The sequence below is a fragment of the Pseudomonas sp. WMBT8 genome, from assembly GCF_050916005.1.
GTDB lineage: Bacteria > Pseudomonadota > Gammaproteobacteria > Pseudomonadales > Pseudomonadaceae > Aquipseudomonas.
This window is the reverse complement of sequence record NZ_CP188096.1, coordinates 4,576,684-4,597,680: the sequence shown is the minus strand read 5'-3', so window position 1 is coordinate 4,597,680 and position 20,997 is coordinate 4,576,684. Positions and strand designations below refer to the sequence as shown.

18 protein-coding genes and 4 pseudogenes are annotated in these 20,997 nt (G+C 59.5%); 7 read left to right on the top strand and 15 right to left on the bottom strand.

Translation table 11 applies throughout. The features are described 5' to 3' along the window. Window positions 1–47 precede the first annotated feature (47 nt). Window positions 48–926, top strand: a complete 879-nt coding sequence (locus ACO77H_RS20855; RefSeq protein ID WP_432754514.1) for a sterol desaturase family protein — start codon at window positions 48–50, stop codon at window positions 924–926. Here ACO77H_RS20855 and ACO77H_RS20850 read toward each other — a convergent pair. Together ACO77H_RS20850 and ACO77H_RS20845 are read right to left on the bottom strand one after the other, a co-directional pair. Then, on the bottom strand, window positions 918–1,592 hold the full coding sequence (locus tag ACO77H_RS20850; protein ID WP_170041942.1) for a helix-turn-helix domain-containing protein: 675 nt from the start codon (window positions 1,590–1,592) through the stop codon (window positions 918–920). The genes ACO77H_RS20855 and ACO77H_RS20850 overlap by 9 nt on opposite strands. Then, the gene (locus ACO77H_RS20845; protein WP_170056887.1) at window positions 1,593–2,720 is read right to left on the bottom strand and encodes a glycerophosphodiester phosphodiesterase; all 1,128 of its coding nucleotides are present in this window, start codon (window positions 2,718–2,720) and stop codon (window positions 1,593–1,595) included. Window positions 2,721–2,965: 245 nt separating this feature from the next. Between ACO77H_RS20845 and ACO77H_RS20840 the strand changes: the two genes are divergently transcribed. Further along, window positions 2,966–3,289 (top strand): DUF2025 family protein, encoded by a 324-nt coding sequence (locus ACO77H_RS20840; protein WP_076962912.1) that lies wholly within the window; start codon window positions 2,966–2,968, stop codon window positions 3,287–3,289. Window positions 3,290–3,327: 38 nt separating this feature from the next. Next, window positions 3,328–3,441 (top strand): annotated as a pseudogene (locus ACO77H_RS20835) (LysR family transcriptional regulator); the annotation flags it as partial. A gap of 4 nt (window positions 3,442–3,445) precedes the next feature. Here the strand turns inward: ACO77H_RS20835 and ACO77H_RS20830 are convergent. The 4 genes and pseudogenes from ACO77H_RS20830 to ACO77H_RS20815 form a co-directional block, all read right to left on the bottom strand. Then, window positions 3,446–3,883: pseudogene (locus ACO77H_RS20830) on the bottom strand (methyl-accepting chemotaxis protein); the annotation flags it as partial. Window positions 3,884–4,048: 165 nt separating this feature from the next. Beyond that, window positions 4,049–4,675 (bottom strand): annotated as a pseudogene (locus ACO77H_RS20825) (PAS domain-containing protein); the annotation flags it as partial. Between the two features lie 253 nt (window positions 4,676–4,928). After that, the gene (locus tag ACO77H_RS20820) at window positions 4,929–5,987 is read right to left on the bottom strand and encodes a diguanylate cyclase (protein ID WP_169955308.1); all 1,059 of its coding nucleotides are present in this window, start codon (window positions 5,985–5,987) and stop codon (window positions 4,929–4,931) included. Window positions 5,988–6,184: 197 nt separating this feature from the next. Next, window positions 6,185–6,808: a TetR/AcrR family transcriptional regulator gene (locus tag ACO77H_RS20815; RefSeq protein WP_169955307.1), complete on the bottom strand. Its 624-nt coding sequence runs from the start codon at window positions 6,806–6,808 to the stop codon at window positions 6,185–6,187. Window positions 6,809–6,941: 133 nt separating this feature from the next. On the opposite strand from ACO77H_RS20815, the gene ACO77H_RS20810 reads away from it, so the two are divergent. Both ACO77H_RS20810 and ACO77H_RS20805 read left to right on the top strand, forming a co-directional pair. Further along, window positions 6,942–7,997: an MBL fold metallo-hydrolase gene (locus tag ACO77H_RS20810; protein ID WP_169955306.1), complete on the top strand. Its 1,056-nt coding sequence runs from the start codon at window positions 6,942–6,944 to the stop codon at window positions 7,995–7,997. A gap of 328 nt (window positions 7,998–8,325) precedes the next feature. Continuing rightward, window positions 8,326–8,877, top strand: a complete 552-nt coding sequence (locus ACO77H_RS20805) for a hypothetical protein (protein WP_407073431.1) — start codon at window positions 8,326–8,328, stop codon at window positions 8,875–8,877. 22 nt (window positions 8,878–8,899) lie between these two features. On the opposite strand, the gene ACO77H_RS20800 is transcribed toward ACO77H_RS20805, so the two are convergent. From ACO77H_RS20800 to ACO77H_RS20760, 9 genes and pseudogenes are all read right to left on the bottom strand, one after another. Then, on the bottom strand, window positions 8,900–9,274 hold the full coding sequence (locus ACO77H_RS20800) for a helix-turn-helix domain-containing protein (RefSeq protein WP_170041945.1): 375 nt from the start codon (window positions 9,272–9,274) through the stop codon (window positions 8,900–8,902). 124 nt (window positions 9,275–9,398) lie between these two features. Further along, window positions 9,399–10,349 carry a hypothetical protein gene (locus ACO77H_RS20795; RefSeq protein ID WP_170041946.1) on the bottom strand — a complete coding sequence of 317 codons (951 nt, stop codon included), beginning with the start codon at window positions 10,347–10,349 and terminating at the stop codon, window positions 9,399–9,401. Window positions 10,350–10,465: 116 nt separating this feature from the next. Next, window positions 10,466–11,110, bottom strand: coding sequence for an HAD-IB family hydrolase (locus ACO77H_RS20790; protein WP_169955303.1), 645 nt, complete (start codon window positions 11,108–11,110; stop codon window positions 10,466–10,468). Window positions 11,111–11,182: 72 nt separating this feature from the next. Next, window positions 11,183–11,359, bottom strand: a pseudogene (locus ACO77H_RS20785) (HNH endonuclease); the annotation flags it as partial. 64 nt (window positions 11,360–11,423) lie between these two features. Further along, a complete protein-coding gene (locus ACO77H_RS20780) occupies window positions 11,424–12,674 on the bottom strand; it encodes a ribonucleotide-diphosphate reductase subunit beta (protein ID WP_170056891.1) in 1,251 nt (416 codons plus the stop codon). Between the two features lie 470 nt (window positions 12,675–13,144). Then, window positions 13,145–14,428 carry an ABC transporter substrate-binding protein gene (locus ACO77H_RS20775; protein ID WP_169955150.1) on the bottom strand — a complete coding sequence of 428 codons (1,284 nt, stop codon included), beginning with the start codon at window positions 14,426–14,428 and terminating at the stop codon, window positions 13,145–13,147. A 42-nt stretch (window positions 14,429–14,470) separates the two neighbouring features. Further along, window positions 14,471–15,736, bottom strand: coding sequence for a DUF1479 domain-containing protein (locus ACO77H_RS20770; RefSeq protein ID WP_432754513.1), 1,266 nt, complete (start codon window positions 15,734–15,736; stop codon window positions 14,471–14,473). Window positions 15,737–15,848: 112 nt separating this feature from the next. Continuing rightward, on the bottom strand, window positions 15,849–16,736 hold the full coding sequence (locus ACO77H_RS20765) for a helix-turn-helix domain-containing protein (RefSeq protein WP_169955152.1): 888 nt from the start codon (window positions 16,734–16,736) through the stop codon (window positions 15,849–15,851). Window positions 16,737–16,889: 153 nt separating this feature from the next. After that, entirely contained in the window at window positions 16,890–17,159 is a 270-nt protein-coding gene (locus ACO77H_RS20760) for a DUF2790 domain-containing protein (protein ID WP_170043792.1), read from the bottom strand. 393 nt (window positions 17,160–17,552) lie between these two features. On the opposite strand from ACO77H_RS20760, the gene acs reads away from it, so the two are divergent. Both acs and ACO77H_RS20750 read left to right on the top strand, forming a co-directional pair. Continuing rightward, window positions 17,553–19,508, top strand: coding sequence for an acetate--CoA ligase (acs, locus tag ACO77H_RS20755; RefSeq protein ID WP_169955154.1), 1,956 nt, complete (start codon window positions 17,553–17,555; stop codon window positions 19,506–19,508). Window positions 19,509–20,179: 671 nt separating this feature from the next. After that, the gene (locus ACO77H_RS20750; protein WP_070994684.1) at window positions 20,180–20,965 is read left to right on the top strand and encodes an ABC transporter substrate-binding protein; all 786 of its coding nucleotides are present in this window, start codon (window positions 20,180–20,182) and stop codon (window positions 20,963–20,965) included. Window positions 20,966–20,997: the final 32 nt, after the last annotated feature.

Here is a 20,997-nt window from a genome sequence, read left to right as displayed (position 1 = left end):
CCGTGCCGGGAGATTTCATGCTGGTGTCTCACCCACGGGAGACACTTATGAAACAGATATTGGCTTGGCTATACGCCCCCTTGTTCTGGGCAGGGTTTATTGGCGCGGGGCTCTGGTTGGTCACCCTAGGCGCCTCGCAGTGGCTGCTGGCGGTGTTTGCGCTGGCCATCGGCGTGTCGTTTATCGCCGAGCTGTGCTTGCCCTACGAGCCCCAGTGGAACCGCAGCCTGGGCGACCGACGCCGGGATGTCCTCCACGCGCTGGTCAATGAAAGCCTGAACGCCCTGGGCTTGCTGGCATTGCCGCTGCTCACGGCATGGCTGGCCATCGAGGGCGCCTGGCCGCGCGCCTGGCCGCTGTGGGCGCAATTGCTGTTGGCGATCATCATTGCCGACGCGGGCATCACCCTGATGCATTACGCCAGCCACCGCATCGCCGCACTCTGGCGTTTGCATGCGGTGCATCACAGCGTGCAGCGGCTCTATGGGTTCAATGGCTTGATGAAGCATCCCTTGCACCAGATGCTCGAGGCCACGGCGGGTTTGCTGCCGCTGATCCTGCTGGGCATTCCAGGGGAGGTGGCGATGCTGCTGGCGTTGGCCATTGCGATCCAGTTGCTGCTACAGCATTCCAATGTCGATATGCGCCTGGGGCCGCTGCGCTGGGTGTTTGCCTGGGCGCCGGTGCATCGCTTTCACCATATGAAATACGGGCGCGCGGGGGATGTGAATTTCGGTTTGTTTTTCAACCTGTGGGACTGGCTGCTGGGGACTGCGTTTTACACCGAGGATTATCGAATGGGCGAGGGCGACCTGGGGATTGGCAGCCGGCCGGACTATCCGCTGGATTACGTCGAGCAGTTGCGTGAGCCCTTCAGCCCCGCGCGATTGAGCAAGGAACCCCCGGTACCCACCGCACTACGGTAGGAGGTGTACTTGAAGATGGCGCAATGAGGCCCCGGCGGTCACGCCAAACAGCTGCTTCATGGTCCGCGAGAAGTGCGCCGAGTCGGCAAACCCAGCGCCGTGGGCCGCTTGGGTCAGGGTGTCGCCGTTCAGGGCCAGGTCCAGTGCCAGGCGCAGGCGGCGCCACATCACCAGGCGCCGTACCGGCACGCCGAGCTGGCTGACGAACAGGCGCTCCAACTGGCTCAACGACAGGTGCGCCGCCTGTGCCAATGATTGCGCCGAGACCTTGCCGCTCAACTGTTGATCGAGGGTGTGCAGGGCGCGTTGCACGCGCTCATCGTCTGCCTGGCGACGTGGCAGCTGGCGCAATGTCTGCGCAAGGCGCTCATGGGAAAAATCGGCGGTATCCAGGGCGTGTTGCAACGACTCGCGATCAAATGCACCGGGCTCCACATAGGCCATCAACACCGTGCCAGGGGCATGGACGATGGCATGGGGCTGGCGAGAGGGGATGAACAGGCGATACGCCGTTTGCAGCTGCCCATCAAGGCTGACCGTGATGGGGCTATGCGCGCACAGGATAAATTGATGGGCATAATGGGCGTGGGGCGCCGTGCGCCCCGTCTCACCGAGGATCAGGCCGTAATCCGGCCCCAGCCACAGTTGGCCTGACCACTCGCTCACTCAGTAACCGTTGTCCTGCAGCAGGTCCTGCACGCTGGACGACGGCCAGCGCTTGTAGAACTTCAGCAGTTCGGCGGCGCGGTTGGTGAAGATGCCATCGACCCCGGCGCTCATGACCTTCTCGAAATCCACCGGCTCGTCGACGGTATAGACGTGCACCAGCAGGCCCTTGTCGTGGGTCAGTTGGTTCATCTCGGGCTTGACCAGGTCCGAATAGCTCTGGTCGCCCAGGGCCGTCAGTTGTGCAGACGGGCCAGTGCCAATCGCACCGAGGCTCTTGGCTTCATCGACCCACTTCTCGAACTCGGCAGCGTCCTTGGGTTCCTGCTTGGCATAGTAGGCCGCCTTGGTTGGCTCGCCGGACTCGGCGAAGGTCACCTTGGACTTGGGCTCGATGCTGCCTTCACCCACCCACAACAGCAGGATTTTCGGGGTGTTGGGCATTTCTTTCTGCAGTTCCTTGAGGCTGGCCGTCTCGAAGGTTTGCAGCACTACGCGGCCCTTGCCCTGGCCGACGCCGGTGTTGCTCTTGCCCAGCTTGGAACCCACGGAACTCAGCCAGCCCTTATCCAGCAGTTTGTCCTTCAGATCGGCTTCGATCCCCGGAAACTGCTTGGGCTCCTTGGTTTCGATGTACAGGCCGGGTTTGTGCTGGGGGTTGCCTTCGGCGATCTTGATGATTTCGTCCAGGCTGAGGATTTTCAACCCGACGAAGCCCGGGCGCGCACGCTCCGGGTAGGCGGTGTTGAACCAACTGCCGGCATCCAGGGTTTGCAGCTCTTTCCAGGTGAATTCGTTGGCCGGGCTGTCCTTGCGCTCCGGGAACTTGGTGGCCACGTCGGTGGTGCGTTGCAGGTTGTTGTCGTGCAGGGCAAACAGCACGCCATCCTTGCTGCGCTGCAGATCCAGTTCCAGGTAGTCGGCACCCAGGTCGCGCGCGACCTTGTAGGCGGCAGCGGTGGACTCCGGCGCATCGAAGGACGCGCCCCGGTGGGCGATCACGGCTGGGTGGGGGATGCCGTCCTTGGTCGCCAGTTCAACCGGGCTGATGGGGCTTGCAGCCTGTGCGTGGCCAAGGCCCATCATCAGAGCGAGCAGCAGGGCACTCTTGGTAAACGTAGCAGGCATGTGCGAGGTCCTTTCGTGGAGGTAGCTTCAAGAAGGGTTCCTTTTTAACAATTGCATGCAAATCGCGCTATCACCAAACCGACATTAACGTGCGCATGCGCTATTTTTTCTGCGCTTTTGTGCCGTGCTATGCAGTATTCTTGGCCCGAGTTTCCCCGCCAGAGGGAACCCCATTGCCTTATTTCGCCGCCTCGCGTGTAAACCATCGTTCACTTCCCCTATGGGATTTTTCAGTGAGGTTTAGCATGCGCATCACATCGGAACTCATCTGCCAGGCCGCCGACCAACTCAACGGCTTTGTCGGCCTGAACCGCAAGACCGGCCAGTACATCGTACGTTTCAGCGAAGACTCGTTCGGCATGGACGTCGCCGACGACGGCATCATCCCCACCAGCGAGTTCGTCTGGCAGCCGGCGGCCGACCAGGCCATGACCCTGTCCCGCGAGCACATCCAACTGCTGCTGGACCAGAACATCGATGATCGCATCAACATCACTGAGCCGTTGCGCGTGTATATGCGCCGGGTCGAGATCCCGCAGATCAGCGCGGTGCGCAGCCTGGTGGGTTGATCACCATCACGCAAATCCCGTAGGCGTTGGGGCCGGCGCTCACGGGTTACGACACCGCCTTGTGGTTGCTGACGCGCCCGGACTGTCGGGCGCTGCTTTCAGTGGTGACGTTGTTCGACGAGCTGGGCCGGCACCTGAGCCATCCCTCGTAAGCGCCTACAACCCCACCCGCTCATTGGCAAACATACTCACCGCCCGCACGGCATCGCTGGCGCCTTCGCGAATCTGCAGGATCACCGTGCCGGCCTGGTTGGCCAGGCCCACGCCCTGGGCTGCGCGGTCGCGGGTGTTGTCCATGCTGTCGATGGCCTGGCGGGTCTCGCTCTGGATCATCTCGATCATGCTCGAGATCTCCGCCGTGGAGCCGCTGGTGCGTGCGGCCAGTTGTCGGACTTCATCGGCGACCACCGCAAATCCGCGGCCCTGGTCACCCGCGCGGGCGGCCTCAATGGCTGCATTCAAGGCCAGTAAGTTGGTCTGGTCGGCAATCGCGCGAATGGTGTTGACGATGGCGGTGATCTGCTGCGAGCGCTCGCCCAACTTGGCGATCAGTCTGGATGAGCTTTCAATGTCGGCGGCAATGTCATGGATGCCGCTGGCGGTCTGCTGAATCACCTCGGCGCCTTTTTCGGCGATGTCCCGGGTCTGTAGGGAGATGTGATAGGCCTGGGTTGCGCTCTGGGCATCTGCGGCGTGTTTTTCCACCATCGCGGTGACGTCGGAGGCGAACTTCACAATCTTGCACAGGCGCCCGCTGGCGTCGTACACCGGGTTGTAGTTGGCTTCCAGCCACAGCGTCTGGCCGGAGCGGGTGATGCGCTCGAACTGGCCGCTGAACAACTCACCCTGGTTCAGCCGGCGCCAGAAGTCCGTGTATTCCTGGCTGTTGGCCAGCTCCGGCTTGCAGAACAGGCGATGATGCTTGCCCTGGATTTCTGCCAGGTTGTAGCCCAGGCGCTGGAGGAAGTTCTGGTTGGCGGTGATGATGGTGCCGTCGAGGTTGAACTCGATCACGGCCATGGCCCGGTCAATCGCCTCGAGCTTGGCATTGGCTTCGCTTTCGGCCTGCATCCTGGCGCTTACGTCCAAGGCATATTTGATGATTTTCACCACTCGGCCGGCCTGGTCGCGTACCGGGTTGTAGCTGGCCTCCAGCCACACCGAATGACCGTCGGCGGCGACGCGCTCGAAGGTGCCCGATTGGAACTGGCCATTGCGCAGTTGCGTCCACAACTGGCTGTAGTCGGCGCTGCGGGCAAACGCCGGGGTGCAGAACAGGCGATGGGACTGGCCGACGACTTGATCCTCGCGGTAGCCCATGGTCTTGAGGAAGTTGTCATTGGCGCGCAACACACTGCCTTGTAGATCGAACTCGATCACGGCCATGGAGCGTTCGATGGCATCGAGCAGGCCAGCTTGTTGGCTGACAGTTTCTTGTAGGGTGGTGATGGTTTTTTTGTGGGCGGTAAATAGCATGGTTGCGTGCTCAGTGATGCAACGTGCGTGGATGTATCCATGGGTGCGCTTTCGCGCCGTGTAGCCCCAGGCCCACGGCAGACGTGCTTATTGCCGGCTTCCGTTATACCGGCAGACAGTACAGCTGGGAGCTCTGAGTCATGGGCACCAAAGGAAGTTCTATTCAGGCAGAGCGGGCGACCAGTGATTCGGCAACCGTCACCCGGTTGCGCCCGGTGCCTTTGGCGGCGTACAGCGCCTGGTCTGCGGCATTGAGCCACATATGCGCCTGGGTGAATTGCACCTGGTAGGCCGCCAGGCCAATGCTCAGGCTGACCCGCAGTTCCGGAACCTGCGGGTCGCGGTAGCGGCTGAACATTTCCCGCAGGCGCTCCATCACATAACTGGCCTGCTCCAGCGGCACGTCCGGGAGAATCACGCAGAACTCGTCGCCACCGTAGCGGCCCGCCAGGTCATTTTCCCGCACGTTGCGCTGCAATTCCTTACTCAGTTGTCGCAGCACGCGGTCACCGACGATATGGCCATAGGCGTCATTGATCTGCTTGAAGTGGTCGATATCGATCAACGCGATGGTGGCCTGGGACTGTTGCTGCTGGCACTTGTGGAACTTCAATTGCAGCAGGTCTTTCCAGGAACCGTGATTGAGCAGGCCGGTGAGGCTGTCGGTACGACTCAGGGCGCTCAGGGCACGTTTGTGTTCCGAGAGCTTGATGGCCAGGCGATAGCTGGCCATGCCGATGGCGACGGGGTAAAGGATCAACATCGGTAGGCACGAATACACCTGGATCAGGCCGACATTGGGGTTGAACGAGGGGCCGAATACCAGCCAGGCCAGCGCGACGCCCACCAGTTGCGCGAGCATGCCCTGGATCATCAACTGTTTGCCGCCCGCCGCGACGTTATGCATGGTCATCATCGCGAGGATGGTCACTGCGGTCAGCGGTGTGAATTGCGTGGCTGCGGCCCAGAACCCACCGGACAGTGAGTCATAGAGCAGGTTGCGGCGCTCAGCCTGGTAGGGAAATGCCGAATGACTCGACAGTTGGTACGCCAGGTGCGGCCAGATAAATGCGTTGAACAGCCACAGCGCCCAGATCCATCCGGGCATGGCCAGCGGGTACAGGGCGGCCAGCACGCAAATGCTGCCAACGCCCAGCCCGATAATGCGCGGCCGATAAATGCGCCGGGCAAACGACAGCCCTTTGCCTCGAAGGTTTTCCATAGATCCCTGCGTCAGGTTTTTCTTTTTTTTAGTGGCGAAGGCGTAGGTTATTCAAAGGCCATTTACGCCAGATGACAGGCGATTATTGTCAGTTATTTACGTGGGAATAATCAGTGTCCTTCCGGGCCATTTGCGTGGAGATCCAGAGGGATTACGGTAAAAACGACTTCTGAGCGTCGTATTGGCGACACAAGGGCTTATCGGGGAAGGGGAGCAATCTCGTAGCCGGCCAGGAACAGGTCCATTGCCGACTCGATCACGTTGGCCTGGGTAGCCAAGTCCAGGGTGGGCTGGCCGAGGGTGATTTGCGGCCAAAAGGCGAACGCCTTGAGCAGGCTTTGCACCTGATGGGCGGCAAAGCACGGGTCAACGGGTTTGAGACGCCCGTCTTCCTGGGCTGCACGCACCCACAAAGTAAACCCTTCTTCGCGCTCGCTCAGGCGATTGACGATGTCCTGGGCGCGTTCAGGAGAGTGGATGGTCGCAGCAATCGCTACCCGGGCCAGGTCGAGGAAGTTGGCGTCCGACATCATTTTCATCTTCGCTTCCAACAGCACTCGCAATTGGTCGCGCAGGGGTTGTTGGCTGCTGTAGCTGACATCCAGTTGCGCGACGCTGCTGGCCCACAGTTTATGCAGGATTTCGGTAAACAACTCCTCCTTGCTGGGGAAGTGGTTGTACACCGTGCGCTTGGAGACGCGGGCCGTGGCCGCAATCTTGTCCATGCTGGTGACCTCGAAACCGTTGTCGCGAAACTCGGCAATGGCTGCCGCCACAATGGCTTCGCGTTTACGGTCGGTGAGGCGTTGGGGTGCAGTCATGGGGCTATTCGGCTCTGGGAAGAAAATTACACTCGGTAGTTTACTTGGTCCGGGTTTTGTTGCAATCTTGAAACTACACTGTGCAGTGTAGTTGTTGATCTGCATCAGCAGAACGTACCGGAGTCACTTTGTAATGGCCACGATCTCTAACCGTCTCGACACCCCCTCTGCCGCGCTCAAGCCATCCGAGCAGCAGCAAGGCCACTTCAACAATCATGCGCCGGTCAATCGTGCGGGCTTTGGCAAAACCCTGCAGATTTTCTGGAAGATGCTCTTTCACAAGCCCCGCAGTACGCGGCCCGTGGGGGAGATTCCGGTGCAGCGCCTGACGCGTGAACAATTGCAGAGTGCCCCGGACCACAGTGTCTACCGCCTGGGACATTCCACCGTCCTGCTGAAAATGCGTGGCAAGTTCTGGCTGACCGATCCGGTGTTCGCCCAGCGTGCTTCGCCTTTCAGTTGGGCCGGCCCCAAGCGCTTTCATCAGCCACCCATCAGCCTTGAAGAACTGCCGCCGATTGAGGCGGTGATCCTGTCGCACAACCATTACGACCACCTGGACCGCCAGGCGGTGGTGCAGTTGGCGGTCAAGACCCGCTATTTTCTAGCGCCGCTGGGCGTCGGCGACACCTTGATCAAATGGGGTGTAGCGCCCGACAAGGTGCGGCAACTGGATTGGTGGCAGGGCACCGAGGTGGACGGTATCCGTTTTGTCGCAACCCCGGCCCAGCACTTTTCCGGGCGTGGGCTGTTTGATGGCAACCAGACGCTGTGGGCCTCGTGGGTGATGATTGATGGCGCCCGGCGTATCTTTTTCAGTGGCGACACCGGCTACTTCGATGGCTTCAAGCGCATTGGCGAGCAATACGGGCCATTTGACCTGACGCTGATGGAAACGGGAGCTTACAACGTCGATTGGCCCCATGTGCACATGCAGCCCGAACAAACCTTGCAGGCCCATATCGACCTGAAGGGGCGCTGGTTGCTGCCGATCCACAATGGCACTTTTGATCTGGCATTCCATGCCTGGCATGAGCCATTCGACCGCATCATGGCCCTGGCCTGGGAGCGCAATGTGTCGATTACCACGCCCGCCATGGGTCAGGCTTTCACGCTGGCGGCACCTGAGCGCGGGCATGCCTGGTGGCTGGACGTCGAGGCCCAGGTGACACAACCGCTGGCGAGTTGAAGGTGTTTGCAACGTTCTGTCTGTAAAAGGGCTTTTCAACGTATTTCTGCCATGAGAACCGACCGGAAAAGGATGGGATGATCTCGGGGAATTCATTTCCTGGGAGTGGGCCTTGATGGAGGACAAATGTAGGAAAATCCTGGCGCCAGGTGCTGCCTGTTCAGGGGGGCTACCTTTGCTGCTCAACATCCTTAACGCAGTGCCTTGTGCGCCGATAGCCCCCGCTGGGTCGACGGACAATGGGGCAACACCTCGGGGGGGCATTGAGTTCCAGCCTGCCGCAGCACCTGTTGTCCAGGGCCCCAGGTTCGATGTCCCGGGGCCGATGATGAAGACTGTGCGTGATCCGTCGTTATCGCTCATAGCCCTGAGCGGCGTCGACCCTGCGGGCCCGGTCATGGTGGCAGTCCCGCCAGTCATGGAAAACAATGCAGCGAAATCTGCTCCTGTCCTGGCCGATTGGCGTATCGGTTTTGCCGACCAATACCTGCGCAACGGTGTGCGTGAAACGGTGGAGCACTCCAGCGGATTTCTCCAAGCCTTGGAGGTGTTAAAGGATGCCGGTGCCGAAGTGGTGCCAGTGCAGGCGCAGTTACCGGATGCCGCTGCGTATTTCACCCTGGCGTCCAGCAACCAAATCGATGAGCGGGTGAGCGAACATCGCCTCGACGCGCTGGTGTCCGATGGCCAAAGCCCAGCTTTTCACGGCTTCTGCAAAACCGGATACCCAGGCGTATGCCAACTATTCAACGACGATCTCAACGGCACCAAGGTCGTGCTCTGGTTCTATGGTGCCCGCTGGGCGCGGGACTCGCTGTCGGCCTTGGTACGGATCTATCAACAGGCGATGCAGGCACGCGCCGGCATGTACGCGAGGTGAACCCGCTGCGCGGTCAGCGGGCCTATGCGCCGTTGGGATGAGGCGTATTCGACGATGTCGAGCCCAGCAGCCGTGCGATAAGGCTACGGCGACCAGGTTCGGCATCAGCCTGTGGTGTTGGGGAGCGACGCCCGCTCATGCCCCACCCCGGCGCAAACCCCGGGAAAAACACCAGGCCTTCGTGCTCAAGGCGAAATGCCAGGGCGATGCGGATGGCGTCATCCACCTCTTGATGGCTTTCAAAGCGCTGGACAGCGTCCACCCCAACCCCGGCGTGCCGGGCCAGGTCTTCCCGGCTCCAGCCCAGCAGCGCGCGGGCCTGCACACTGTGCCGTGGGGTGAACTGATGAAGGACGATTTGCTGATCTACGGTGGTGCTCACTGCCAGAGAGGACATGGGGGTTCTCCAGGAATCCAACGGGGGAGAACAAACTATACTGTGTTTTTGTACAGTTGTTTTGACCGTTCATCAACTCGATCATTTCCTGGATAGCTGGCCCGCGATTGGTGGACGCCTCAATTCATTTCTCCACCAGCCCCGGCGCCTCGCGGATCAGCAGGTGGTCAAGGTTCTGGATATCGGCGCTGAACACCCCGAATGTCTGCTCGGGGGTTTTCTTGCTCGGTACCTGTTTCAACTCCGGCGTCACCCCATAGAAGAAGCAATACAGCGGGCGTTCACTGTCTACAGCGGCCTTGATCTGCTCCAGGAACGCCTTGCGCTTGCGGTAGTTCTCGATCAGCTTTTTGTTCAGGTACACGTTGACGGAGTAGGGCTTCTTGTCGAGCCACACCTTTTTTTCGAAGTCGATGCGAAAGCTGCTGGTGTAGTCCTTGATCGCCTTGATCCGGCCCCAATAGATCAAGCCCTTGTTGTCTTGCAGGTATTCGATTTTCTTGAAAAACGCCCAATAGCTCGCGGTCTGCTCGCCGATCTTCAGCGGCATGCCCTTGAGCTTTTCCTTGTCGTCGATGTTGGACACGTAGCATTCGACCGGGTGGGCGAAGACGCTGGTCTTGTCTGGTGTGGTTTCGCTGGCACTGTGGGAAGTATTGGAGATTTCCGAAGGTGCTTTCGCCAGATCCTGTGGGAGAGTGTCTGTGGCGCCGCGGATGGCTGCCTTGCGTTCATACTGACGCCGAGTCAGCACAAATTCCGACGGAAAGTTCTCCTCGCGCCCATCCTCGGCTTCTCCTGGCACGGCTTTGTGACTGGCATAGCGGCAGCCGTCGATATGCCGGGTGCTGGGCAGGTTTTTGAAATGCGGGGTGCGCAGGTAATTGACGTTCTTTGCATTGAACGTACCCAGCACATTGCCCGTTGCAAACGCCGCACGGCAATCATCGTTGGGGCACAGGAAACTGTCCTTGTCGGAATCGAAGGCGGCGGTTTCGTCGAAATTCAGGTCGCGCACGTCATAGATCGACAGCTTTTCGTCCAGGCTCAGGCAATAGGCTGTGTCGAATTTCATCGGGGCGGGTCCGTGGGAAGATTCGCTATTAATAGCGGGGTTGTGCGGGTAGCACAAATGTCCGCTATCAGGGCGCAGCCCTTTCAACGCGTCTGAAAGGGCGGGTTCCAAGCGGCTTACGGCTTCGACTTGCCTCGACGCTTGGCCGAATGAAAATGCCGCCAATGCGCATCCTGCGCCGCCGCCAACAACTCGCGATCCCCGCGCGTGTCGCCCCAGGCCCTGAGCCGATACTCACCCAGGTCGCCATACACCGCTTCAAGCCGCAGCACCTTGTTCTCACAACGGCAGTTGTTACCCGTGAGGCGCCCACTCAACACCCCATCGACCACCTCAAGCTCGGTCCCGATCAGCTTGATCCCCAGGCGATCGGCAAAAGGTTGCAACACGATTGCCGGCGAAGCCGAACACAATGTCACTTCGGCGCCGGAGCCGATCTCATCGGCCACCGACTGCAAACCGGCAGGGCGCATTAGCTTGTTCCAGTAGGTCTTGCAGTATTCCTCGGCTTTCTGTTGCACCCAGGCTTTCTCAACGCCGGTCATAAAGGTGCGAATCAACTGCGCCTTGAGCTCATCCCGGCTCATCCGGCGCAACAGAAAACGCAAGCCCGGCAGCGCCAGCTTGAGCATCCGGCGATTGAATTCCTGCTTGCCGAAAGCAAACTTGAGAAACGGTACAAAACTGTCGTGGCGGGTCAGGGTGCCGTCGAAGTCGAACACTGAAAGTACCTTGGCGCCCACTGGGCCGGCTTCTAGCATGTCTGGGTTCACGGGGTGGCCTCGGTCCTATCTACTATTTTTTTGGAATGCATAAGCTGTGACCGCAGGAGTCTACTCCGGTATCAATCTGCTGATTCTCGAGTAAAACCCCGCAGTGAAATCATCCCGGTCACTCGACCGGTGACAACGCTGATGGCAATTGGGGCATAAGGCTACAGCATTGGAGATGCGATCCGAACCCTTCCGGGCCAGGTGCTTGAGGTGATGTACTTCAAGAAATGGCAAGCCGGCTCCCATAAAAAAGCCCTGGGTACGACCCCAGGGCTTTTTTCACGTCGCAACTATGAGCCGATCAATCCCAGCTCAACGCCCCACCGGTCTGATACTCGATCACCCGGGTCTCAAAGAAGTTCTTCTCTTTCTTCAAGTCCATGATCTCGCTCATCCACGGGAACGGGTTGGTGGTGCCTGGGTATTCTTCCTTCAAGCCGATCTGCGACAGACGACGGTTGGCGATGAACTTGAGGTAGTCCTCCATCATTGCCGCGTTCATGCCCAACACGCCGCGCGGCATGGTGTCGCGAGCGTATTCGATCTCCAGCTGGGTCCCTTGCAGGATCATCTGGGTCGCTTCTTCCTTCATCTCGGCATCCCACAGGTGTGGGTTTTCGATTTTGATCTGGTTGATCACGTCGATGCCGAAGTTCAGGTGCATCGACTCATCGCGCAGGATGTACTGGAACTGCTCGGCCACGCCGGTCATTTTGTTGCGTCGGCCCATGGACAGGATCTGGGTGAAGCCGCAATAGAAGAAGATGCCTTCCAGCACGCAGTAGTAGGCGACCAGGTTGCGCAGCAGTTCTTTATCGGTGTCGACGGTGCCGGTCTCGAATTTCGGATCGGAGATCGAACGCGTGTATTTCAGACCCCAGGCGGCTTTTTTCGCGACCGACGGGATCTCGTGGTACATGTTGAAGATCTCGCCTTCATCCATGGCCAGCGATTCGATGCAGTACTGGTAGGCGTGGGTGTGGATCGCCTCTTCGAAGGCCTGGCGCAGGATGTACTGGCGGCACTCCGGGTTGGTGATCAGGCGGTACACGGCCAGCACCAGGTTGTTGGCGACCAACGAATCGGCGGTGGAGAAGAAGCCCAGGTTGCGCATGACGATGCGACGTTCGTCGTCGGTCAGGCCTTCGGGGTTTTTCCACAGGGCGATGTCGGCGGTCATGTTGACCTCTTGCGGCATCCAGTGGTTGGCGCAGCCGTCGAGGTACTTCTGCCAGGCCCAGTCGTACTTGAAGGGCACGAGTTGGTTGAGGTCGGCGCGGCAGTTGATCATGCGTTTTTCGTCAACGGCGACACGGGCGGAGGCGCCTTCCAACTCGGCGAGGCCTTCGGCGACGTCGAGTTTGTCCAGGGCGGCCTTGGCGCGCACGATGGCGGCGGAGTCATTGGCGGTGACGGCGCGGGCCTCGATGGCGGCGGCGGCACCGGCACCGTCGAGGCGGTCCATGTTGGCTTCGGTGGCGTGGCCGGCGTTGGCGCCTTTAGCGGCTACTTCGCCTTCTTCTTCTTTGTCGAATTCGTCCCAGCTCAGCATGACGTGTCGTCTCCTGCGTGAGGGCCAATGGTGCCCGTGTGAAACCGGATGGTTGGGTGTTCACACGGCCCAGGGGCCGCGGTGGATCTTTAAGGAATCGTTTGTTGCAACAGCTAGCGCAGGCATTAAACGGAATAGGGCTACGGGTGCTCTGCATGAGGTCTGAGGGGCGGAGCGACTGTGTCTTACTCCTGCGGGGTCTCAGGTCTGGCTCGTTACCCCATGTAAAGGGATATTACAGGCCCGATTTACCCGCGCATTATAGGGAAAAATTTGCCTTTGTGTTGCGGCGGATGGTCTCGGTGGGCCGCCAAATTGACGGTGTTTGCGGCCAGAGTGCGGGTTTGCAAGGGTTTGCCAGCTGCGGATTTTTTTGACGGGCGGTAGGCGCTGCTTTTAATGCGCCAGCCGCAGGTAGATTTGGCATCGCAGTTCTTGCGCCCCTTGGCGCAAGAACTGGCCGCAGGGCCTTACTGTGCCGCCGCCTGAATGCTCGCAAACATCTGTTTCCCGGCCTTGGCCGGATCCGCGTTTTTATCGCTCATAAAGTGGCTGACCACATCAAACACCGCCCCTTGCACTGCCTGGGAAGTCGACATGTTGAACGCCATGCTCGGGGCCAGGGTGCCGGTTTTTTCGGCTTCGGCGAAATCCTTGGCGGAGGCCTGGGCGCAACTGTCGAACTGGCTCATGTCCAGGCCCGTGATCACCGGGATGGAGCCTTTGTTCTGATTGAATACCGTTTGAAATTGTGGCTCCAGGGCGATCTTGGCCAGGTCGTCGCGCGCGGCATTGTTGCCCGGTGTGTCATTTTTGCTGGACAGCTTGAACATCGCCAGGGAGTCGATGGTGTAGCTATAGATGCCTTGGGAGCCCGGGAAGGGCGCGCATTCATAATCGAGACCGGCCTTCTTGCCGGCGGCGCTCCATTCGCTCTTGGCCCAGTCGCCCATGATCTGCATGCCGGCCTGGCCCTTGATGACCTTGGCGGTCTCCATGTTCCAGTCCTGGCCCGTGCCGTCGGGGTCCATGTAGGTCTTGAGTTTGCGCAGTGCTATAAACACTTCGGTCATTTTCGGGCCGGTGAAGGTGGCTTCGTCGTGATCGATAAAGGCTTTCTTGAAGCCATCCGCGCCGAGGATGCTCAGCACCAGGCCTTCAAATACCGTGGTGTCCTGCCAGGGTTGGCCGCCGTGGGCGAGCGCAATAAAACCGGCGGCCTTGAGTTTGTCACCGGCGGCATACAGTTCTTCGAGGGTTTTCGGTACGTGGGACACGCCGGCCTGCTTGAGTACCGTGGGGTTGGTCCAGAGCCAGTTGATACGGTGGATATTCAGCGGCACGGCGACATAGTGGCCATCATATTTCATCAGTTGGGCAATGCTCTGGGGCAACAGCTTGTCCCAGTGATTGGCCTTGGCCACGTCGTCGATACTGGTCAGCAAGCCCAAATTGCCCCATTCCTGGATATCCGGGCCCTTGATCTGAGCGGCGGAGGGCGGGTTGCCGGACACGGCGCGAGTCTTGAGCACCGTCATGGCCGCTGCGCCCCCGCCACCGGCTACGGCGCTGTTTTGCCAGGTATAGCCGTCTTTTTCGATCAGTTGCTTGAGCACGTCCGCAGACTTGGCTTCCCCGCCCGAGGTCCAGTAATGCACGACTTCCACGCTGCCCTTGCTCTGGGCCCCATGGGCGCTGACTGTGCAAAGGCTGGCGAGGGAGATGGCAACGGCAAGGCGATTGACGATTTTCATAGGGAGTGGCCCTTTTTTGTTTTTGTGGTGAGAGGAGGGTACTTATTCCAGCCCCAGCCCTTTGCGGCCGAGGGCGTTCAGTTGCGAGGTCATGAAGCGGTCGCTCCAGTGCTTTTCGTAGTCTTCGCGGGGGAAGTCATCCGGCGAGGCACCTTGTTCGAAGGCCCGCAACACATCCCTGGCATAACGCAGATTTTTCAGACACATGGGGGCGGCTGGTACGTACATCACATTGCCCCAGCCCTGCTGGTTTTCGACGGGGGCGACGCTATGGACTACATCGCAGTGCCACCACACCGAATCGCCAGCCTGCACGTCCGGAATCGGTGACATGCCCTGGACCAGCAGCGGGTGCCACTTCTCCAGGATCGGCAGCACCTTGCCTGGCGCAACGCCACACAGCTCATCCTCGGGCACGTCATCGAGCAGCGGGCGCAGCAGCAGGTAGGCCATGGCCTTGGGGATCGGCAAGGTATGCAGCACGCCCTGGTCGGCATTCATGTCGCACAGCGCGGTCCAACCCTGGAAGGTGCGAAAGGCCGAGCATTTGGTACCTGGGTAGGCATATTCATCGACTTCGGTACGATGGGCGGCGTCCCACGGGTCGTAGGATTTGAAGTCATTGCAGTAAATCTTCTCGAACACCTTCAGGTAGGCCGGGTGCAGCCAGCGCTCCAGCGCCCCGGAGTCGGTGTGCGGGCCGAGGCCTTTGGACGTGGTGCCGGGCGGGCGCCGCCGTACGCGGTCCGGGTACAGGGCGTTGGTGTCGGGGTCGAACCACTGCTGGCCGTGGGAGTCGATGGTCCACAGGCGGTTCAAGAACGATTGGGCGCAGCCCATGCGCTCATGCTGGCGCAGTTGCATCTGGGCCTTGGACCAGTAGATCGGGAAGATTTCCGGGCGCGAGGCTTCCAGGTTGCCGAAGAAGTTGTCGGCAGGGCCCCGGTAAACCGCGTCGAACTGGTTGTGGTCCAGGTAGTCCAGCAGGCTCTTGTCCCACTCCAGCACCTGCTGCCTGGGAAAGTGGTTGCGGATCACCAGGCAGCCTCGGCGCTTGATCAGCGCGCGTTGTTGTTCTGTGACCTGGCCGTTGGCGAGGGTGGCAAAGTCCAGTTCGGGCCAGGCCGAGCCGGTCAGGGCTTGCTGGGCCTTGATCGCGGCGATTTCCGTGGCGATAAAGGCGCTGACTTCGGCAAACAGCGCGGGCACGTCGCCGATCTGTGCGCGCAGTGCCTTTTTCATGGCGACGATGCTGCGTTTGTAGTCGTCAGGTAGCTCGGCACTTGCGAAGGATGGGGAATTGTTCATGGGGTGGCCTGCATTTTTATTATTCATGCAGGTATGGAATCACTCCGGACGGCCTGGACGGCAGCCTCATTTGGCGCGTTGAGCAATACGATTGTGGCGTTTGATCATGTGCCTACAGAAGAATCGGCTTAGCCGTGCCTGGCTGGAAGTGATGCCCATGCTGACCACGGAAGTCTGAAGGCGTCATGCCCTTTTGCGCCTTGAACTGACGGTTGAACAGGGCCTGGGACGCGTACCCGACCTGTTCGGCGATGGTGCTGACGGCCAGGTTGCCTTGCATCAACAGGGCGCATGCGTGTCCGATGCGCAGCCGCACGATGTAGTCCAATGCTGTGCAGCGTGTGTGTTTGCGGAACATGCGGTGGAAGGCGGAAACGCTGACGCAGGCCATTTGTGCCAGCTCAGGGATGCTCAGGGGTTGCGCATAGTGGCCGTGCAGGTAGTCCAGGACCCGGCGGATGCGCGCATCTTCAATGATGTGAGGGGTTTGTTGCACAGCGATGCGCTGCGCCGCGACATCCCGTGACAGGGTATTGAGTACCGTCAGCAGGGAAATCAGGCGCTGGGAGGCGTCTTGCTCGACCATCGCCTCGATCACCGGGCGCAGGGCGCGCGAGGTGGCGTCGCTGAAACTCAGTGCATGCCGCGCGGCCGCCAGCAGGGCGCGGGTCGAGGCCATTTCCGGAAACAATTTGACCAGTGAATCGGCCCAGGCTTCAGAAAACCAGATGACCAGGGCGATGTGCGGTTGGGTCGGGTCGATAGTCTCGGCCGACGACCAGCTATGGGGAACATTCGGGCCCACCAGCACCAGGTCGCCATCATCGTAGCGTGCCACATCGTTGCTGATGTAACGGTGCCCACGACTGTTGAGGGTGAGGGTCAGCTCGTACTCAGGGTGGTGATGCCACTCAAACGGGATCGCCTGTGGCAGGCGCCTGTTGAGCAGGGTCCAGGAGGTGTTGGCCTCGGTGGGGATTTTCTCGAAACTGGCTCTCATGAACCCATCCTGCTGTGCAGAGGGAATAGCAACGCCACAATCGTAGCATTCGGTTCAAGCGAGAAGGGGAAGGTGCCGTGAACAAGTCTCTTTGCCGCAAGAACGATTCCTTGCGGCGAACATTGCCAGGTTAGGTTGTAACTAACTAAGTTATTAACCGTTAGAGCAACCGTTACCCATGACTTTGTAATTAAGGATATGACGCTGGCCTTGGTGATCTTCATATTCCATGCGTGCTGGAACAACTTCGCAGACATTCGGAATGGAACTCATGGACACCACCTTGGCAATATCCAGATCAGTGGCGTAGGTGTATTCCTCAACAATAGCGGTGTGCTGGCTGGCTACGTCAGTCGGGATCTCGTCGGCCAGGGCGGCGGTGGCGCACAGGCTGGCAAGGGCCATAACTAATAAAGCTTTCATTTCCAATTTACCTTTTTACAGTCGAAGGGGGTCACGGGGCCCTTGTGAGGCCACGTGTGTAACTTAAGTAGAGAGTTCGGATTAACGTGCCTTCGTGGGGGCTGCAACTTGGTTAATCACAGTGCCTTGTTGGCGAGGTTGATTTTAGGCGCCTGGGTTGCATTCATATACCCGTACTTTTGATAAACACTTTTGGTGGTTTTCGTAACAATCCACGACAGAGGTTTTTTCCGGTAGCGCAAAACGCGCTACAGGCCCCGGACCAGAGCGGTGCACGCACATATCAGGGCAATTTGTAGGGGCTTGTTACTACCATCGTCGAATGGTTCTATAGGCCTGCCCCGGCTACAACAGGGCCATACAACAACAACTATAGTCACCGAGGTAAGAAAGATGAGTGCGGCTTCCCTGTACCCCGTTCGCCCCGAAGTAGCAGCCAACACGCTGACTGACGAGGCGACCTACAAGGCCATGTACCAGCAGTCGGTGGTCAACCCCGACGGCTTCTGGCGCGAGCAAGCCAAGCGTCTTGACTGGATCAAGCCTTTCACCACGGTCAAGCAGACCTCGTTTGACGACCACCATGTCGATATCAAGTGGTTTGCTGACGGCACCCTCAACGTCTCCTACAACTGCCTGGACCGTCACCTCGCCGAGCGCGGCGACCAGGCGGCGATCATCTGGGAGGGCGACGATCCTTCCGAAAGCCGCACCATCACCTACCGCGAGCTGCACGAGCAAGTCTGCAAGTTCGCCAACGCCCTGCGCGGCCAGGATGTGCACCGCGGTGACGTGGTGACCATCTATATGCCGATGATCCCTGAAGCTGTGGTCGCCATGCTGGCCTGTACCCGCATCGGCGCGATCCACTCGGTGGTGTTCGGCGGTTTCTCCCCTGAAGCCCTGGCCGGTCGCATCATCGACTGCAAATCCAAGGTGGTGATCACCGCCGACGAAGGCATTCGTGCCGGCAAGAAGGTACCGCTCAAGGCCAACGTCGACGACGCGCTGACCAACCCGGAAACCAGCAGCATCCAGAAAGTCATCGTGTGCAAGCGCACCAATGGCCAGATCAAGTGGAACCAGCATCGCGACATCTGGTACGAAGACCTGATGAAAGTGGCGGGCACGGTCTGCGCGCCAAAAGAAATGGGCGCCGAAGAAGCGCTGTTCATCCTTTACACCTCCGGTTCCACCGGCAAGCCCAAGGGCGTGCAGCACACCACGGGCGGCTACCTGTTGTACGCCGCCCTGACCCACGAGCGCGTGTTCGACTACCGTCCGGGCGAAGTCTACTGGTGCACCGCTGACGTCGGCTGGGTCACTGGCCACACCTACATCGTCTATGGCCCGCTGGCCAATGGCGCGACCACGCTGCTGTTCGAAGGCGTGCCGAACTACCCGGATATCACGCGGGTCGGGAAAATCGTCGACAAGCACAAGGTCAATATCCTCTACACCGCGCCGACCGCGATCCGCGCGATGATGGCTTCCGGCACCGCCGCCTGCGAAGGTATCGATGGCAGCAGCTTGCGCCTGTTGGGGTCGGTGGGTGAGCCGATCAACCCGGAAGCGTGGGACTGGTACTACAAGAACGTCGGCCAATCCCGTTGCCCGATTGTCGACACCTGGTGGCAGACCGAAACCGGCGCGACCCTGATGAGCCCATTGCCGGGCGCTCACGCGCTCAAGCCGGGGTCGGCGGCACGTCCGTTCTTTGGCGTGGTGCCAGCGTTGGTGGACAACCTGGGCAACATCATCGAGGGCGCTGCCGAAGGCAACCTGGTGATCCTCGATTCGTGGCCGGGCCAGGCGCGTACCCTGTACGGCGACCATGACCGTTTTGTCGACACTTACTTCAAGACCTTCCGTGGCATGTACTTCACCGGCGACGGCGCGCGTCGCGATGAAGACGGCTACTGGTGGATCACCGGTCGCGTGGATGACGTGCTCAACGTTTCCGGGCACCGCATGGGCACCGCCGAGATCGAAAGCGCCATGGTTGCCCACCCCAAAGTCACCGAGGCGGCCGTGGTCGGCGTGCCTCACGACATCAAGGGCCAGGGCATCTATGTGTATGTCACCTTGAAAAACGGTGAGGAGCCGACCGAAGCGCTGCGCCTGGAACTGAAGAACTGGGTGCGCAAGGAGATCGGCCCGATTGCATCGCCGGACGTGATCCAGTGGGCACCAGGCTTGCCTAAGACCCGGTCGGGGAAAATCATGCGCCGTATCCTGCGCAAAATTGCCACGGCCGAGTATGACGGGCTGGGGGATATCTCCACCCTGGCTGATCCAAGTGTGGTGCAGCATCTGATCGATACCCACAAGACCATGAACGTCGCGTAAGCGGGTTTATGGGACCAAGCCCCATCCGGTGTAGGCCGGATGGGGCTTTTTTGTGGGGCCTCACTATGAAATACCATCAATGTAGGAGCCGGCCTGCCGGCGATAACGGTGGGTCAGTCAGCCCATTTGATACAGGCCCGCCGCTATCGTTGGCAAGCCAGCTCCTACATTGGATGGTGGGGGATGACAGACCGTCCTCAGCACCAAGCCAATAAATATCGGTTTATCTAGTAGGGCGTTTCTGAATGTTACCCGGTGGTGCAAATGTGTAACCTTGCGCCCAAACATGAGGCAAAGTGCTACATCCGCGCCCCGAAAACGCCCGTTTTAGACACCCTGAAAAATTAGATCAAACGCTACACTTGCCGGAATAGAAGGGTTTGCGAATAATAGGCCCGCAATTTGCAGCGTTAATAGGTTTAATATCTTTTGCCTCTGCATAAAAATCAGGGGTTGTCAATGGGTTGGAGTCGCTTTCTCGGTGCTTCTGTAAATTGTTGTCGCATTGAGGAAATATCGGCTTCCGGCCTGTCGTTAGAATGCCGATCACTCGCTCGTCGTCGCCGTGTTGAACTGGTGTAGGACGCAGCACCGCTATTCGGTTTCACTCAGTCGCATCGTGGGCCATGGCTCATACTGCTGTTTTTGTCCTATACCGATGGAGTCCCAAGATGAAGAAACTCGTGCTGTTGGGCGCCCTGGCGCTGTCCGTGCTGTCCATGCAGGCCTTCGCTGAAGAGAAACCGCTGAAAATTGGTATCGAAGCAGCCTACCCTCCGTTTGCCTCGAAGGCGCCGGACGGCAGCATCGTCGGTTTTGACTACGACATCGGCAACGCCCTGTGCGAAGAGATGAAGGTCAAGTGCACCTGGGTCGAGCAAGAATTCGATGGCCTGATCCCGGCGCTCAAAGTGCGCAAGATCGACGCAATCCTGTCGTCCATGTCCATCACTGACGACCGCAAGAAGTCCGTGGATTTCACCAACCGCTACTACCTGACCCCGGCACGCCTGGTGATGAAGGACAGCGTTACCGTCAGCGACAGCCTGGTTGAGCTCAAGGACAAGAAGATCGGCGTACAGCGCGGTTCGATCCATGACCGTTTCGCCAAGGAAGTCCTGGCGCCTAAAGGTGCGACCATCGTTCCCTACAGCACCCAGAACGAGATCTACCTGGATGTGGCGGCCGGTCGCCTTGATGGCACCGTGGCTGATGCGACCCTGCTCGAAGACGGTTTCCTGAAGACCGACTCAGGCAAAGGCTACGCGTTCGTAGGCCCTGCGTTCACCGACGCCAAATACTTCGGCGATGGTATTGGTATCGCGGTACGTAAAGGCGACAAGGCCAACCTGGACCGCATCAACGCAGCCATCGCCGCGATCCGCGCCAATGGCAAGTACAAAGAAATCGAGAAAAAGTATTTCAACTTCGATATTTACGGCGCTGACGCCAAGTAAACCTTCGCAGTTGTCTGTCCAGAATGGCGCAA